The 14639-nt window shown below is 70.5% G+C and carries 12 protein-coding genes; 3 read left to right on the top strand and 9 right to left on the bottom strand.

Features of this window, described 5'->3' with window-relative positions; all coding sequences use genetic code 11:
• Positions 1 to 10 precede the first annotated feature (10 nt).
• From E4K62_RS09800 to E4K62_RS09815, 4 genes are read right to left on the bottom strand one after another with little or no spacing between them, the layout of a single operon-like run.
• Entirely contained in the window at positions 11 to 1531 is a 1521-nt protein-coding gene (locus E4K62_RS09800; RefSeq protein ID WP_135066861.1) for a dipeptide ABC transporter ATP-binding protein, read from the bottom strand.
• Entirely contained in the window at positions 1528 to 2340 is an 813-nt protein-coding gene (locus E4K62_RS09805; protein WP_135066864.1) for an ABC transporter permease, read from the bottom strand. The genes E4K62_RS09800 and E4K62_RS09805 overlap by 4 nt, the downstream gene beginning before the upstream one ends.
• Positions 2337 to 3311 (bottom strand): ABC transporter permease, encoded by a 975-nt coding sequence (locus tag E4K62_RS09810; protein ID WP_135066867.1) that lies wholly within the window; start codon positions 3309 to 3311, stop codon positions 2337 to 2339. Before E4K62_RS09810 ends, E4K62_RS09805 begins: the two co-directional genes overlap by 4 nt.
• Positions 3312 to 3353: 42 nt before the next feature.
• Positions 3354 to 4964 carry an ABC transporter substrate-binding protein gene (locus E4K62_RS09815; protein ID WP_135066870.1) on the bottom strand — a complete coding sequence of 537 codons (1611 nt, stop codon included), beginning with the start codon at positions 4962 to 4964 and terminating at the stop codon, positions 3354 to 3356.
• A gap of 185 nt (positions 4965 to 5149) precedes the next feature.
• Between E4K62_RS09815 and valS the strand changes: the two genes are divergently transcribed.
• Both valS and E4K62_RS09825 read left to right on the top strand, forming a co-directional pair.
• Entirely contained in the window at positions 5150 to 7720 is a 2571-nt protein-coding gene (gene valS / locus E4K62_RS09820) for a valine--tRNA ligase (protein ID WP_135066872.1), read from the top strand.
• Positions 7720 to 7971: a hypothetical protein gene (locus tag E4K62_RS09825; RefSeq protein ID WP_135066875.1), complete on the top strand. Its 252-nt coding sequence runs from the start codon at positions 7720 to 7722 to the stop codon at positions 7969 to 7971. Before valS ends, E4K62_RS09825 begins: the two co-directional genes overlap by 1 nt.
• Here E4K62_RS09825 and E4K62_RS09830 read toward each other — a convergent pair.
• The 3 genes from E4K62_RS09830 to E4K62_RS09840 are packed head-to-tail and all read right to left on the bottom strand — an operon-like array spanning position 7968 to position 10066.
• A complete protein-coding gene (locus tag E4K62_RS09830) occupies positions 7968 to 9236 on the bottom strand; it encodes an MFS transporter (protein ID WP_135066878.1) in 1269 nt (422 codons plus the stop codon). The two genes, E4K62_RS09825 and E4K62_RS09830, sit on opposite strands and share 4 nt — an antisense overlap.
• Before the next feature lie 4 nt (positions 9237 to 9240).
• Positions 9241 to 9456: a hypothetical protein gene (locus E4K62_RS09835; protein WP_135066881.1), complete on the bottom strand. Its 216-nt coding sequence runs from the start codon at positions 9454 to 9456 to the stop codon at positions 9241 to 9243.
• A 1-nt stretch (position 9457) separates the two neighbouring features.
• Entirely contained in the window at positions 9458 to 10066 is a 609-nt protein-coding gene (locus E4K62_RS09840) for a winged helix-turn-helix domain-containing protein (RefSeq protein ID WP_135066884.1), read from the bottom strand.
• A gap of 90 nt (positions 10067 to 10156) precedes the next feature.
• Between E4K62_RS09840 and E4K62_RS09845 the strand changes: the two genes are divergently transcribed.
• Entirely contained in the window at positions 10157 to 12208 is a 2052-nt protein-coding gene (locus E4K62_RS09845) for a M3 family metallopeptidase (RefSeq protein WP_135066887.1), read from the top strand.
• A 7-nt stretch (positions 12209 to 12215) separates the two neighbouring features.
• Here E4K62_RS09845 and E4K62_RS09850 read toward each other — a convergent pair whose 3' ends face one another.
• Together E4K62_RS09850 and clpX are read right to left on the bottom strand one after the other, a co-directional pair.
• A complete protein-coding gene (locus E4K62_RS09850; RefSeq protein WP_135066890.1) occupies positions 12216 to 13331 on the bottom strand; it encodes an epoxide hydrolase family protein in 1116 nt (371 codons plus the stop codon).
• A 37-nt stretch (positions 13332 to 13368) separates the two neighbouring features.
• Entirely contained in the window at positions 13369 to 14637 is a 1269-nt protein-coding gene (gene clpX, locus E4K62_RS09855) for an ATP-dependent Clp protease ATP-binding subunit ClpX (RefSeq protein WP_135066893.1), read from the bottom strand.
• Between the last annotated feature and the right edge of the window lie 2 nt (positions 14638 to 14639).

Here is a 14639-nt window from a genome sequence, read left to right on the forward strand (position 1 = left end):
CGCCCGCGGGCTACCGCGCGGCGAGCAGCTCCTGGGTGAACGGATGCTGCGGCGCGGCGAACACCGCCGCCGTCGGCCCCGCTTCCACCACGGCGCCCTCCTGCATGACGACGACCTCGTCGGCCACGGAGGCCACGACGCCGAGGTCGTGCGAGACGAACAGCATGGTCAGCCCCCGCTCCCGCTGGAGCCGGTGGAGGAGGGCCAGCACGCGTTCGCGCACGGTGGGGTCCAGAGCCGACACCGGCTCGTCCAGCACCAGGATGCCCGGGGCCGGCGCGAGTGCCCGGGCGATGGCGGCGCGCTGGCGCTGTCCGCCGGACAGCTGCGCGGGGCGACGGCGGGCGAGGGCGGGGTCCAGGTCGACCTCCGCGAGCAAGGCCACCACCGCGGCGTCACGTTCCGCACGCGGCATGCCGCCCGCTGCCAGGGCCTCCCGCAGCGACCGGCCGACGCTCCAGCGCGGATCGAAGGCGCCCAGCGGGTTCTGGTGCACGAACTGCACGCGGCGCCGCAGGGCCGCGTCATGTCCGCTGCCCCACGTCATGCCGTCGATGCGCACCTCGCCGGCGTCCGGCCGCGTGGCACCGACGATCATGCGGGCCAGCGTCGTCTTGCCCGACCCCGACTCGCCGACCACGGCCAGGGTGCGCCCGGCCGCCACGTCCAGGGAGACGTCGCGCACGGCGGGCCGGTCGAACGACTTCGTCACGCGCCGCACGGTGAGCACCGCCGGACCCTCCGGGGCCGACACGGCACGCGGCTCGTGGCGCGCCGCATCCACGAGCGCCCGCGTGTACGCATGGCGTGGCGCACCCAGGACCTCGGCCGCGGTCCCGGTCTCCACGAACCGGCCGTCGCGCATGACGGCGATGCGGTCGGCGATGCGCCGCACCGCGGCGAGGTCGTGACTGATGAGGACGACCGCGACGCCGCCGTCGGCGATGTTCCGGAGGAGATCGAGCACGCGCGCCTGGACGGTGGCATCCAGCGCCGTCGTCGGCTCGTCGGCGATGAGGATGGCCGGACGGGCGGCCAGCGCGGAGGCGATCAGCGCGCGTTGACGCTGACCGCCCGACAGCTCGTGCGGGTACTGGCGGGCACGGCGCGGCGGGTCCGGGAGAGCCACGTCGGCGAGGAGATCGTGCACACGCGCGCGGCGCGCGGCGCGCCGCATCCGCGGCTCATGCAGCCGCAGCGGCTCGGCCACCTCCGCGCCGATGCGCCGCAGCGGATCCAGCGACACCAGGGCGTCCTGCGACACCAGAGCGACGCGCGCTCCTCGCAGCCGGCGCCAGCCCGGCTCCCCCAGCGCCCGGGCGTCGACGCCGTCGACCTCGAGCTCGTCGGCGGTGACGACGGCGCTGGCGGGGGTCAGCCCCAGCAGGGCGCGGGCCGCGAGCGTCTTGCCCGCGCCGGACTCCCCGACGATCGCGAGGCACTCCCCCGGCGCGACGTCGAGGTCCACCCCGTCCACGACGGCGGATGCTCCGAACGCGACGCGCAGGCCCCGCACCCGCAGCCCGGTCATGGCGTCCGCCCGTCCGCGCGGGCTCGGAGGGTGCGGCCCGCAACCGTCGCCGCCACCACCGTGAGGGTGATCGCGACGCCGGGGAAGACGGCGACCCACCACGCCTGCCCCAGCACGTTCCGCCCGCCCGAGAGCATCAGCCCCCACTCGGGGGTGGGCTCGGTCGGGCCCAGGCCCAGGAAGCTCAAGCCGGCCGCGGCCAGGATGCTGGAGCCGATGCCGATCGTCGCGAGCACGCTGAGGGCGCCCAGCACGGCCGGAAGCACGTGCCGCGCGAATGCCGCCGGCGCCGGCACACCCAGGATCCGAGCGGCCTCGACGTGCTCTGCGGTGCGCAGCGTCCGGGTCTGCGCACGAGCCAGACGCACATACACGGGGATCGCGGCGATCGTCACGGCGATGGCGACGTTGGCGCTGCCGGGGCCGAGGACGGCCACGACCACGAGCGCGATCAGGAACTCCGGGAAGGCCAGCAGCACGTCGGTGGCACGCATGGCCACCGCATCCACCAGTCGAGGCGCGACGCCCGACAGCGCCCCGATCACGAGGCCGATCGCGAGAGCGAGGCTCGTCGCCAGCAGCCCGATCCCGAGGGACCGCGACGCGCCGTACACGACGCGGGAGTACACGTCGCGCCCGCTCTGGTCGGTGCCGAAGAAGTGCTCGGCGCTGGGAGGAAGAAGCGCCTGCGTGACGTCGGTCTGCAGCGGGTCGGCCGTCGCGAACACCTGCGGTGCGACGGCCATCAGCGCCACCACGACCAGCACCGCCACCGCGGCGCTGAGCCGCACGCGCCCCCCGACGCTCATGACACGCTCCGCACCCGCGCGGCCGTGGCGCCGGCATCGCGCAAGCGCGGATCGAGGATCGGGTACAGCAGCTCGACGACCAGCGTGACCACCACGAAGACCAGCGCGCTCAGCAGGATGATCCCCGTGACCACCGGCAGGTCGCGATCGGTGATGGCAGACAGGGTGACCCTGCCCAGGCCCGGCCGCGCGAAGACCGTCTCCACCAGCACGGCCCCGCCCAGGAGCGATCCCACGAAGTACGCCGCGAGGGTGACGGCCCCCGTCGCGCCATGGCGCAGGGTGTGGTGCAGCGTGAGCCACGCGGTACCGGCACCCCGTGCGCGCACCGTGGTCGCGAAGGGCTGGCGTTCGGCCGCTTCGATCCCGTCCCGCAGCACCTGCCCTAGGAGGGCGGCCACCGGCAGGGCGAGGGTCACGGCGGGGAGCACGAGAGTCGCCGGGTTGCGGGTGCCGGACACCGGGAACCATCCGAGCCCGAACGCGAAGACGCTCAGCAGCACGAGTCCGATCCAGAAGACCGGGGACGACAGGATGATGAGCTCCACGGTCGCGACCGTGCCGCGCGCGACGCGCCCCCGCGCCAGGAGCGCGACGGCGAGCGCCAGCACCGCGGCCAGAAGGAGCGCCGTCGCCGTCAGCTGCAGCGTGGGCGCCAGTTGCCGGCCGATCACCTCGGCCACCGGCATCCGCAGCTGATACGACTCCCCCAGGTCTCCGCGCAGCAGACCGCCGAGGTACGCGATGTACTGCTCCCACGGCGGTCGATCCAGGCCCAGCTCGGCGCGGATGCCGTCTTTGACGGCGTCGCTCACCTGCGCCTGCGGCCCGAGCATGACGTCGACCGGATCTCCGGGGATCAGCCGGAACGCGATGAACGCGAGCGTCGCAGCCCCCCACAGCACCACGACGACGGAGACGGCCATGCGCCCCAGGCGCGCCAGCACGCGCGCAGCACCGTCGCGGGTCATCGTCTCCTCCGGACCGGGTGCCCGACGCCGTGCGCGCCGGCGTCAGTCCAGCGTGACGTCGTAGAACAGCGGGCGCCCGTACAGATCGTAGGCGAGCCCGGAGACGGTCTCACCGACGGCTGTGATGAGCGACGGGCTGTACAGCGGCACGATCGCGACGTGCTGGGCGTTCCACTGCTGCACCTGCGCGTAGATGTCGGTGCGGGCGTCCTGATCGGTGGTCGCGATGCCCTGCGCGAGCAGGCCGTCCACCGCGGGGTCGCTGACCTGCGAGGCGTTCTGGAATCCGTCGCTGTGCAGGTGGCTGCGCAGCAGATCCGGATCGACGCCGGAGAAGCCCCAGTCGGTCAGGTCGAAGGTCTTCGGCTCGTACTGCTCGTTGTAGGCGCCGGGTTCCAGTACTTCACGCACGATCTCGAATCCGACCGCCTTGAGGTCGGACTGGATCGCATTGGCCAGGGCCACGCGGTCATCCGGCACCGGGGTCCACGCGATCCACCGAGCCGACAGGCGCGCTCCAGCCTTCGTTCGGTAGCCCTCGCTGTCGCGCTCGGTCCACCCGGCCTCATCCAGGAGCTGCCCTGCCCGCTCGGGGTCGAACTCCCACGTCCCCTCCAGCGAGGGGTCGTACGCGGGCGTCGTGGATCCCAGGATGCTCCATGCGCGCGGGAACTGCCCGTGGAAGATCTCCGTCACCGCGGTGTCGATGTCGATGGCGCGTGCGAACGCCTGGCGCACGCGCTCATCGGCGAACACGCCGTACGCCTCGTTGAGGTACAGGGAGTACGGCAGCCCGGGGTACTCCACGGAGTCCACGGTGAGGGAGTCCGGCAGCTCGGCGGCCAGGTTCGGGGGGATGTTGCTGGCCAGGTCGGCTTCGCCGCTCTCCACGACACCGGCGCGAACGGACGCCTCCGGCAGGATCTCCACGCGCAGGGTCTCGAACTGCGCAGCATCCCCGCCCGACGGGCCCCACGCGTAGTCGTCGTTGCGGGTGTACACGATCTCCTGGTCGGGGGTGTACTCCGTCAGCTCGAACGGGCCCGTGCCCACCGTGATCCCGGGGCCGCCGGCCTTGAGCTGGTCGGCGGACTCCTCCAGCACGGCCGGCGAGTAGAACCCGAGCAGCGCCGTGCTCGCCGCCTGCAGGAACGGCGCGTACGGCTGCGTGAAGCTCACGCGGACGGTGCTGTCGTCCACGACCTCGGTTCCGGCGTAGAACTCGCCGCCGAGCATGCTCGCCGCCTGGGCCGATGCGGTCTCCGGGTCGGCGATGCGATCGAAGTTGGCCTTCACCGCGGCCGCGTCGAAAACCTCGCCGTCGTGGAAGGTGACGCCCTCGCGCAGCGTGAACACGTAGGCGGCGCCGTCGTCCTCGATCTCCCACTCCTCCGCGAGCCACGGCGAGAACGAGCCGTCCGGCTCCTGGTGCACGAGCGAGTCCAGGACCACGCGCTGGATCATGGCCGAGACATCCAGCTGGCTGGTCTGCGGGTCCATGTGCCCGGCGGACAGGTTCGCCCCTTCGATCGCCCAGACCACCTCACCGCCGCCGTCGGCGTCGCCACCGGAGCCGGCGCACGAGCTGAGAGTCAGTGCCGCGATCGCGGCGAGCGCGGCGGGGAGGAGCCGGCGGAAGCGGGGAGAAGGCATCGTGGACCTCGAGACAAAGAAGGGGTGTAGCCAACCGTATCCAATTTCTGGACGCAGTCGATCAACGCGGTCGCACGCCCCCGCATTCCCGCTCGGGCCGAACGCGGCCGTAGCCGAACGATAGAATCGACGGGATCCCACACTCAGGCACGCTCACACAGTGCCGCACATATCCAGGAGACCCGATGGCCGACGCGCACATTCCCGACAAGCCCGCCCTGGAGGGTCTCGAGCAGAAGTGGGATGCGGCGTGGTCCGCGCAGGGCACGTACCTGTTCGACCGCGCACGCGCACGCGACGCCGGTCGCACCGGCGTCTTCTCCGTCGACACCCCGCCGCCCACGGCGTCGGGGAGCCTGCACATCGGCCACGTCTTCAGCTACACCCACACCGACGTCAAGGTGCGCTTCGAGCGCATGCGCGGCAAGACCGTGTTCTACCCGATGGGCTGGGACGACAACGGCCTGCCCACCGAGCGGCGCGTGCAGAACTACTACGGCGTGCGGTGCGACACCTCGCTGCCGTTCGACCCCGACTTCACTCCTCCGTTCCGCGGCGACGCCAAGAGCCTCAAGCCGGCCGATCAGATCCCGATCAGCCGCCGCAACTTCATCGCGCTGTGCGAGCAGCTGACCCTCGAGGACGAGAAGCAGTTCGAGGATCTCTTCCGCCAGCTCGGGCTCTCGGTGGACTGGACGCAGACCTACCGGACGATCTCCGACGACACCATCCGGACCAGCCAGCTCGCCTTCCTGCGCAATCTCGAGCGCGGTGAGGCGTATCAGTCGATGGCCCCGACGCTGTGGGACATCGACTTCCGCTCCGCCATCGCCCAGGCCGAACTGGAAGACCGCGACCAGCAGGCGTCCTACCACCGCGTCGCATTCCACAAGACCGACGGATCCGGCGACATCCTCATCGAGACGACGCGTCCCGAACTCCTCCCCGCATGCGTGGCCCTCGTGGCCAACCCGGACGACGAGCGCTACCAGCCCTACTTCGGCCAGACCGTGCGCACGCCCCTGTTCGACGTCGAGGTCCCCGTGCTCGCGCACCCGCTCGCGCAGAAGGACAAGGGCACCGGCATCGCCATGATCTGCACCTTCGGCGACGTCACCGACATCATCTGGTGGCGCGAACTGGATCTGCCCAACCGCACGATGCTGGGCAAGGACGGCCGCGTACTCCCCGAGGCTCCCGACGTGATCGTCACGGATGCGGCGAAGGCGGCGTACGCGGAACTCGCGGGCAAGACCGTCTTCAGCGCCAAGAAGCGCGTCGTGGAACTCCTGCAGGAATCCGGTGAGCTGCTCGAGGTCTCCAAGCCCTTCACCCACCCGGTGAAGTTCTACGAGAAGGGCGACCGTCCGCTGGAGATCGTCTCCACCCGGCAGTGGTACCTGCGCAACGGCGCCCGTGACCCCCAGCTGCGCGAGACCCTCATCGAGATGGGCCGCGGCATGGGCTGGCACCCCGACTTCATGCGCGTCCGATACGAGAACTGGACGAACGGCCTCACCGGCGACTGGCTCGTCTCGCGCCAGCGCTTCTTCGGCGTGCCTATCCCGGTCTGGTACGCCCTCGACGAGAACGGTGAGCGCGACTACGACCGCGTCCTGACGCCCGACCCGGCGCGTCTCCCGGTCGACCCGACCACGGACGCACCCGACGGCTACACCGAGGATCAGCGCGGCGTGCCCGGAGGGTTCGAGGGCGAGAAGGACATCTTCGACACGTGGGCGACGTCCTCCCTCACGCCGCAGCTGGCCGGCGGATGGCAGCGCGACGAGGAGCTGTGGAACCTCGTCGCCCCGTTCGACCTGCGCCCGCAGGGGCAGGACATCATCCGCACGTGGCTGTTCTCCACGATGGTGCGCAGCGTCCTGGAGGACCACCGCGCACCGTGGACGGATGCGGCCATCTCCGGCTTCATCGTCGACCCCGACCGCAAGAAGATGTCCAAGTCCAAGGGCAACGTGGTGACGCCCGCCGACATCCTCGACGCGCACGGAACCGACGCGGTGCGCTACTGGGCCGCATCCAGCCGCCTCGGCGCCGACGCGGCGTTCGACCCGCAGAACCCGACGCAGGTCAAGATCGGGCGTCGCCTCGCGATCAAGCTGCTCAACGCCGCCAAGTTCGTCCTGTCCTTCCCCGTGCCCGAAGGGGCGGAGGTCACGCACGCACTGGATGCGTCGATGCTCGCCGCGCTCGACCGGGTCGTCCGGGATGCGACCAAGGCGTTCGACGCGTACGACCACGCGCGCGCTCTGGAAGTGACCGAGGCGTTCTTCTGGACGTTCTGCGACGACTATCTCGAACTGGTGAAGGAGCGCGCGTACGACCGCACGGATGCGGGTCAGGCGTCCGCAGCCCTCGCGCTGCGCACGGCGCTGTCCACTCTCGTCCGCCTGTTCGCCCCGGTGCTCGCCTTCGCCGCGGAGGAGACGTGGTCGTGGTTCAACGAAGGATCGGTGCACACCGCGACCTGGCCTGAGCAGCTCGGCATCGACGGCGACCCTGCGGTCCTGTCCGCCGTCGGCGAGGCCCTCATCGGCATCCGCCGCGCCAAGACCGAGGCCAAGGTGTCGCAGAAGACCGCGGTCGCCTCGATCACGATCGCCTCGCCGCGCGCGGACGCCCTGCGACTGGCGGAGGGCGATCTGCGGGCGGTCGGTCGCATCGAGCAGCTCGAGATCATCGACGGGGAGGCGACGGCCGTCGTCGCCATCACGCTGAGCCCGCAGGAGGACTGATGCAGCTGGGAACACGTTGGAGCATGGGTGAGCGGCCCCCGGCAGCGGTGCCGGAGGCGTTGCACGCTCAGATCGCTGCTGTGGAGCGCCTGATCCCGGCCGACCAGCTGGCCCACCAGCCCACGCCGCGATGGACGCTGACGTGGCTCGAGCACCGGCCCGTCGCGGAGTTGGACACCGGCGTGATCGTCACGCTGAGTCCTGACGGGGAGGTCGTCGTCCGCAAGGACGACGACACCGGGATCTCTTAGCCCTCACCCACGGATGCGGCGTCGGCCTCGGCGCCGGCTTCCCGGGTGCCGCGGATGAGCAGGCGCGCGCTCACGAGCGCGGCGACCAGGACGACGCCGGCGGCGATGGCGAACGGCAGGCGCAGATCGAACCGGGCCACCCATCCGCCGATCACCGTCGCGATGGGGAACAGTCCCCACGTCAGCATGCGATTCACTCCCAGCACGCGTCCGAACAGGTGTCCCGGCACGATCTGCTGGCGAAGCGCGCCCCACGGCACGTTCCAGATGGAGACGGCGAAGGCGAACACCGCGTACGACGCCGCCGCCGGCAGGGGACCCGGCGCCAGCCACGTGCACGCCAGGCCCACGGCGCACACGAGGTTCGCACTGAACATCACCGCTCCTCGTCCGAATCGCTCGACCAGTCGCGATGCGACGAGGGCGCCGAGCACGGCTCCGACGCCGATCCCCGCCGTGACGAAGCCGATCGCCGCCGGGGGCACGTGCTGCTCGTCGAGGAAGTACAGCACCATGGTGGCCTGCGCGAACGTCAGCGCGGAGCCGATGACCGAGGTGAACACCACCATGGCGCGCAGATAACGGTGCCGCCACAGGTAGCGGAGCGCCTCGCGCGCGGGCACCGCGGCAGGGACGGCCTCGCCCGGGTCGGGTCCACGCAGCGGCCGCGCAGCGGTGGCCGGCAGCAGCAGGGCGAGCAGCACCGGCACGACGAATCCCACGGCGCCGGCCCACAGCGGCACAGCGATGGCCACGCCGAACAGCACGCCGCCCACCGGTGCGGCCACGAAGCTGTCGATCGTCACCTGAGCGGTCTGGATGCGTCCGTTCGCGCGGTCGAGCTGATCCCGGCGCACCACGCCGGGCACCACGGCGTTGGTGGCGTTGTCGAACAGCGTCTCCCCCACGCCGAACAGCAGTGTGCCGATCAGCAGGGCCGTGATGTCGAGGGTGCCCCACACCGCGCACAGCGAGAGCCACAGCGCCACGGCCGCGCGCAGCCCGTTGGCGACGGCCATCACGACGCGTCGATCGAATCGGTCGACGACCATGCCGGCGGGAAGCCCGAACACCAGCCACGGGAGGAAGGACACCGCCGACAGCAGCGCGATCAGCAGCGGGTCGCCGGTGAGCGTCGTGGCCACCAGTGGGACGGCGATGCGGCCGATGCCGTCCGCGAGGTTGCTGAAGGCGGCAGCCGTCCACAGCTTCCCGAAGTCGCGTCCCAGCGGCTTTCGACGCCCGGCACCGGCCGACACGGTCACACGGTCACCTCGGAAGAAGTCCCATGTGCACCGCGGCGGCGTGCTCGTGCATGCGCGGCATCCGGCCCGCACCCGGGTGGGCAGTCGCGGCGGAGCGCTCGGCTCGAGCGTGGATGCGGGCCTGAGCGACGCGCTCCAGTTCGCGGGCGAGCCACAGGAGCAGCCGATCGGCGGACGACGGCGCGAGCGAGCGAGGGGTGGTCGATGCGAGGGAGGTCATCTCAGGCTCCTTCCGGGGGCAGCGGGAAGACGTCGGATCGAATGGTCACGGGCCGCACGTCTTCGCCCTGCTGATCGCGATAGGTGTCGACGGTCTCGTCGATGATGGTCTGGATGCGGCGGGTGAGGTCTGCCAGCTGTGCCGCGGTCAGCCGCGCCGTGCCCGAGGAGATGATCGAACCCTCGCGCCACTGCTCCGGCTCGGTGTCCATCGCGGTGGCGACCCATGCCATGAGCTGCTGATGGCGCCGGTTGAGGGTCTCGGTCATGACCACCTGCATGGCTGCGCGACCCGCCGGCGTGCGTGCGGCTTCTGGGGCGGAGAGCTCAACGCCGCCGATGGGGCGCTCCCACCACCGCTCCCGCGCGGTGCCGCGTCCGGGCACCTCCCGGATCAGGTCCTGGCGCGCCAGCGCGCGCAGGTGGTAGCTCGTCGCGCCGGAGGACTCCCCCGTCAGCGCCGCGAGTGAACTGGAGGTCTGCGGACCGTACTGGCTGAGGATGTCGTAGATCTGAACGCGCAGCGGATGAGCCAGCGCACGCAGGGCTCCCGCATCCAGCACCCGCGTGGCGGGCTCCCGTGATGCCCGGCCACTCGTCCCGTCGTCCATACTTGCAAAGCTATCTTTGCAAGCTGACTTTTGCAAGGGCTTCTTTGCATAGACGCTTCGTGTCCGGCGCCTCGTCGCTACGCTGGCGGAATGGAGCGCACCAACCCCGTCCTCGCCGAAAGCTCACTTCCCCACGGCCTGCCCGATTACTCCGCGATCCGGCCGGAGGACTACCTTCCCGCCTTCCAGGAGGCGTTCGCCGCACAACGGGCTGCCGTGAGCCGCGTCACCTCTCAGGACGACTCCCCCACGTTCGAGAACACCGTGCGCGCACTCGAGCTCAGCGGGGAGCTGCTCGAGCGCGCCGCCCACACCTTCTACACCGTGGCCTCGGCCGACGCCACGGCGGAGATCCAGGAGATCGAGGAGGCGCTCGCGCCCCTTCTGTCGGCGCACCAGGACGCCATCGTCCTGGACGCGGGTCTGTACGCCCGGATCAGCACGCTGCACGAGGCACTCGACGACAGTGCGGGGACGGAGGAAGAGCGCTATCTCGTGCAGCGCTGGTTCCGGGAGATGTCACGGGCGGGGGCAGGGCTCGACGATGCCGCGAAGGAGCGCTTGATCGCCCTGAACCAGCGACTGTCGGTGCTCACGACGACGTTCGAGAAGAACCTCCTCGCCGACACGAACGAGCTGGCCGTCGTCTTCGAGGATGCGGCCGAGCTCGACGGTCTGACGGAGGGGGAACTTTCGGCGACGGCGCAGGCCGCCGCCGATCGTGGGCTCCCCGGCGCGCACGTCGTGTCGCTGACGCTCTCCACCGTTCACCCTTATCTGTCCTCTCTGACGGTGCGCGAGAGCCGTCGCCGCATCCTCGCCGCCTCCCGCATGCGGGGGGCTCGGGGGAACGCACACGACAACCGCGATGTGCTGCGCGAGATCGTGCTGCTGCGTGCCGAGCGGGCACAGCTGCTCGGCTACCCCGACCACGCCGCGTACGTCACCGCCGACGAGACCGCCGGCTCGCCCGAGGCCGTGCATGCGATGCTCCGGCGGTTGGCCGCCCCGGCGGCCCGCAATGCCGCTCACGAGCAGGAGAAGCTCCAGGCGATCGTCGACGGCGAGGCCGAGCCGTTCGCGCTCGAGGCGCACGACTGGGCCTACTACACCGAAAAGGTGCGCGCCGTAGAGTACGACCTCGACACCGCGGCGCTGCGGCCGTGGTTCGAGGCCGAGCGAGTGCTGCACGACGGCGTGTTCTTCGCCGCCGAGAAGCTCTACGGCATCACGTTCCGTGAGCGCGACGACCTGCACGCCTACCATCCGGACGCGCGCGTGTTCGAGGTGTTCGAGCCGGACGGCTCCTCCCTCGGCCTGTTCGTCCTGGACCTCTACACGCGCGACACCAAGCGCGGCGGCGCGTGGATGAACTCGATCGTCGCGCAGTCGGAGCTCTTCGGCACGACACCCGTGGTCGTCAACAACCTCAACGTCGCCAAGCCCGCGCCGGGTACTCCCACGCTCCTGACCCTCGACGAGGTCACGACGCTCTTCCACGAGTTCGGTCACGCCCTGCACGGGCTGTTCGCGCGCGTGGCGTATCCCCACTTCGCCGGCACTGCCGTCTTCCGTGACTTCGTGGAGTTCCCGAGCCAGGTCAATGAGATGTGGATGCTGTGGCCGGAGGTGCTGACCAACTATGCGCGCCACATCGACACCGACGAGCCGCTGGCGCAGGACGTCGTGGACCGGCTGCATGCGTCGGAGGCGTTCAACCAGGGCTTCGCCACGAGCGAGTACCTCGCCGCATCCTGGCTCGACCAGGCGTGGCACTCCCTGTCGGCCACCGCTGCCGCGGAGAGCATCGACGTCGCCGCGTTCGAAGCCGCGGCTCTCGCCGACATCGGGCTGGACAACCCGGCCGTCTTGCCGCGGTACGCCTCGACGTACTTCGCCCACATCTTCTCCGGCGACTACAGCGCCGGGTACTACTCCTACATCTGGAGCGAGGTGCTCGACGCCGACACGGTGGAGTGGTTCCGCGAGAACGGGGGGCTGCGCCGCGAGAACGGCGACCGGTTCCGCCGCCGTCTGCTCGGTGTCGGAGGCGCGAAGGATCCGCTCGAGGCCTACCGCGACTTCCGCGGCCGGGATGCCGAGATCGGGCCCCTGCTGAAGCGCCGCGGCCTGGCCGGCTGACGGCGCGTTACCGTGCGAGGTCTCCGACGAACGATCGCACACGCGCGGCCAGTTCGTCGGGGATCTCCGCCGCGGTGAAGTGGCCTCCGGCGGAGAGCCGCTCGAACACCCGCAGGTCGCGGTAGAACCGGCGCGCGAGCACTTCGGGGTAGTCGTGCTCGTGCCGCTGGATGAAGACGGCCGCGGGCACATCCGTCGGCGACATGGCCGCCGGCTGGTCGGCGCCCTCGTAGTACGGGCGGAATGAGGTGCCGACGGACTGCGTCACCCAGTAGATCATCGCCTCGGTCAGGAGCCGGTCACGCCCGATGCGGGTCTCGATGGCCCGCGGGTCGTCTGCGGGAACGTCGGCCCACTCGACGATCTTCTCCACGATCCACGCCAGCAGCCCCGCCGGCGAGTCGTTGAGGGCGGTCGCCAGGGTGTCCGGACGGGTCGCCTGGACGTGCCCGTACGCACCGTGGAGGCCGTGGTCGGCGGCCAGGCGCGCGAAGAACGCCCGCACCTCCGGTTCGGTGGCCGCGTCGCGCTCGGACTGCGTGCCGAAGTGCGCGTGCGTCGCGACGATCCCGCGTACCGCGTCGGGATGGGTGGAGGCGAGCAGGTCGTTGACGTTCGCCGACACGTCCTCCCCGTACGTGACGTACCGGTCGTACCCGAGCGCGTCGGTCATGAGCGTGTGCATCGTGTGCGCCAGACGCTCCTCGGTCATCGGCGCGTCGCGATACGGCGAGGAGAAGGCGAACCCGGGGAAGCTGGGCACGACGACGTGGAAGTCGCGCAACCGCTCGGCGAACTCCAGCTGCAGCGCGAAGGTGTGCGGCCACCCGTGCATCACCAGGAGGGCGGGCGCATCGGGGTCGGGGGCACGCAGGTGGACGAGATGGATTCGGGCACCGTCGATCTCCGCGGTGAACTGCGGATACGCGTTGAGCTGGGCCTCCCGCGCACGCCAGTCGAAGTCGATCCACGCCGCCACGAGGTCGCGCAGGTAGGCCGCCGTCATGCCCGAAGGCATCCGACGGGGCGAGTCGTCGAGGAACCGGGTGCGCCCCAGCCGTTCGCGGAGGTCGGCGAGGACCTCGTCGGGGACGGCGATGCGGAACGGTGCGACCAGGATCATGCGTCCACGCTAGAGGTGGTCGCCGACACCGCAGCGGTCAGGCGCTCTTGCGCTTCTGGTGCAGCACGAGGGTGGGAGCGGCGCGCTCTTCGACGGCGGCACGCGTGATGATCACCTTGGCGACGTCATCGGCCGAAGGGATGTCGAACATGATCGGGCCGAGCACGTCCTCAAGGATCGCGCGCAGTCCGCGTGCACCGGTCTTGCGCCCCACCGCGAGATCCGCGATCGCGCGCAGGGCCTCCTCCTCGAACTCCAGCTGCACGCCGTCGAGCTCGAACATGCGCTGGTACTGCTTCACCAGCGCGTTCTTGGGGCCGGTGAGGATCTCCATGAGGGCGTCCTGATCCAGCGGCGACACCGAGGCGACGACGGGAAGCCGGCCGATGAACTCGGGGATCAGACCGAACTTGTGCAGGTCTTCGGGCAGCACTTCGCTGAAGAGGTTGAGGTCGCCGCCCTTGTCGTGCAGCGGGGCGCCGAAGCCGACGCCGTGCTTGCCCACGCGCGAGGAGATGATGTCCTCCAAGCCGGCGAAGGCACCGGCGACGATGAACAGGACGTTCGTCGTGTCGATCTGGATGAACTCCTGGTGCGGGTGCTTGCGCCCACCCTGGGGCGGCACCGACGCGACGGTCCCCTCCAGGATCTTCAGCAGCGCCTGCTGCACGCCCTCACCCGACACGTCGCGCGTGATGGAGGGGTTCTCGGCCTTGCGGGCGATCTTGTCGACCTCGTCGATGTAGATGATGCCGGTCTCGGCGCGCTTGGTGTCGAAGTCGGCTGCCTGCAGGAGCTTGAGGAGGATGTTCTCGACGTCTTCACCCACGTAGCCGGCCTCGGTGAGCGCGGTGGCGTCGGCGACGGCGAACGGCACGTTCAGGCGCTTGGCGAGCGTCTGGGCCAGGTAGGTCTTGCCGCAGCCGGTGGGACCGAGGAGGAGGATGTTGCTCTTGGCGATGTCGACGTCTTCGGCACGCTGTTCGGCGGGCTGAAGCGTGCCGTGCGCGCGGATGCGCTTGTAGTGGTTGTACACCGCCACCGACAGCGCCCGCTTGGCGGGATCCTGGCCGACGACGTACTCCTCGAGGAACGAGAAGATCTCGCGCGGCTTGGGCAGATCGAAGTCGGAGACCACGCCGGAGGACGACTCCGCCATCCGCTCCTCGATGATCTCGTTGCACAGCTCGACGCACTCGTCGCAGATGTAGACGCCGGGACCGGCGATCAGCTGCTGGACCTGCTTCTGGCTCTTCCCGCAGAAGGAGCACTTGAACAGGTCGGCGCTCTCACCGATGCGTGCCATGC

It is taken from the genome of Microbacterium wangchenii (genome assembly GCF_004564355.1).
Classification (GTDB): Bacteria; Actinomycetota; Actinomycetes; order Actinomycetales; family Microbacteriaceae; genus Microbacterium; species Microbacterium wangchenii.

Coding starts and splice junctions, on each gene's coding strand:
- E4K62_RS09840 (WP_135066884.1), bottom strand. CDS start 10,066: ATGGACGACGGGACGAGTGGCCGGGCATCACGGGAGCCCGCCACGCGG.
- E4K62_RS09810 (WP_135066867.1), bottom strand. CDS start 3,311: ATGACCCGCGACGGTGCTGCGCGCGTGCTGGCGCGCCTGGGGCGCATG.
- E4K62_RS09805 (WP_135066864.1), bottom strand. CDS start 2,340: ATGAGCGTCGGGGGGCGCGTGCGGCTCAGCGCCGCGGTGGCGGTGCTG.
- E4K62_RS09835 (WP_135066881.1), bottom strand. CDS start 9,456: ATGACCTCCCTCGCATCGACCACCCCTCGCTCGCTCGCGCCGTCGTCC.
- E4K62_RS09850 (WP_135066890.1), bottom strand. CDS start 13,331: ATGATCCTGGTCGCACCGTTCCGCATCGCCGTCCCCGACGAGGTCCTC.
- valS (WP_135066872.1), top strand. CDS start 5,150: ATGGCCGACGCGCACATTCCCGACAAGCCCGCCCTGGAGGGTCTCGAG.
- E4K62_RS09825 (WP_135066875.1), top strand. CDS start 7,720: ATGCAGCTGGGAACACGTTGGAGCATGGGTGAGCGGCCCCCGGCAGCG.
- E4K62_RS09800 (WP_135066861.1), bottom strand. CDS start 1,531: ATGACCGGGCTGCGGGTGCGGGGCCTGCGCGTCGCGTTCGGAGCATCC.
- clpX (WP_135066893.1), bottom strand. CDS start 14,637: ATGGCACGCATCGGTGAGAGCGCCGACCTGTTCAAGTGCTCCTTCTGC.
- E4K62_RS09815 (WP_135066870.1), bottom strand. CDS start 4,964: ATGCCTTCTCCCCGCTTCCGCCGGCTCCTCCCCGCCGCGCTCGCCGCG.
- E4K62_RS09845 (WP_135066887.1), top strand. CDS start 10,157: ATGGAGCGCACCAACCCCGTCCTCGCCGAAAGCTCACTTCCCCACGGC.